We start from the raw sequence: 1,141 nt of genomic DNA on the forward strand, positions 1-1,141 counted from the left end.
AGATGGAATTCAGAATTGAAAAGGACACGATTGGAGAAATCAAGGTTCCGGCGGATAAGCTGTGGGGCGCCCAAACACAACGCAGCTTCCAAAACTTCGAAATTGGCGAAGAAAAAATGCCACTTCCACTGATTCGCATGTTTGCCATCCTGAAAAAAAGCGCCGCTCTGGCGAATCAAAAGCTGGGCAAGCTCGACAATGAAAAAGCAGAAGCAATTGTGGCAGCAGCAGATGAAGTGATCCAAGGAAAATGGGATGAGCATTTCCCTCTGGTTGTCTGGCAAACGGGCAGCGGCACGCAATCCAACATGAACGTCAACGAAGTCATTGCTCATCGCGCGAACCAATTGCTGCAAGAGAAGGGCAGCTCGACTCGTATCCACGCCAACGATGATGTGAATAAATCGCAGAGCTCCAATGATACCTTCCCGACAGCGATGCACATGGCTGGACTGGTTGCTGTTGAGGAGCAAGTACTGCCTGCACTCAAGCTGTTAAAAGCAACACTGAAAGAAAAAAGCGAAGCCTATATGGATATCATCAAAATCGGTCGTACGCATTTGCAGGACGCGACTCCGCTGACGCTGGGCCAAGAATTCAGCGGTTGGGTACGCATGCTGGAAAAATCCGAAAAGATGATCAAGGAGAGCAATGAGTACCTGCGTGAGCTGGCCATTGGCGGTACAGCAGTAGGAACAGGCATCAATGCACATCCGCGCTTCGGTGAAATGGTCGCAGCAGAAATCAGCAAGGAAACCACCCACCAATTCGTAACGGCAGAAAACAAGTTCCACGCGCTGACCAGCCATGATGAGCTTGTTCATGTACATGGTGCCCTGAAAGCACTGGCAGCGGATCTGATGAAAATCGCCAATGACGTGAGATGGCTGGCGAGCGGGCCACGTTGCGGAATCGGTGAACTTATCATCCCAGCCAACGAGCCAGGTAGCTCCATCATGCCAGGGAAGGTGAATCCGACCCAAAGCGAAGCGATGACGATGGTCGTGTGCCAAGTGATGGGCAACGATGCTGCAATTGGCTTTGCTGCAAGCCAGGGGAACTTCGAACTAAATGTATTTAAGCCAGTCATCATTTACAATTTCCTACAATCCGCAAGATTGTTGGCCGACGCGATGAAGTC

The 1,141-nt window shown here is 50.6% G+C and carries 1 protein-coding gene; it reads left to right on the forward strand.

Translation table 11 applies throughout. The features are described from left to right. Positions 1-2: 2 nt before the first annotated feature. Positions 3-1,141, forward strand: a 1,139-nt coding sequence (fumC, locus tag C7R93_RS29895) for a class II fumarate hydratase (protein WP_106842180.1), incomplete at its 3' end; no start/stop codon positions are given.

The organism is Brevibacillus fortis (genome assembly GCF_003013395.1).
GTDB classification, from domain to species: domain Bacteria; phylum Bacillota; class Bacilli; order Brevibacillales; family Brevibacillaceae; genus Brevibacillus; species Brevibacillus fortis.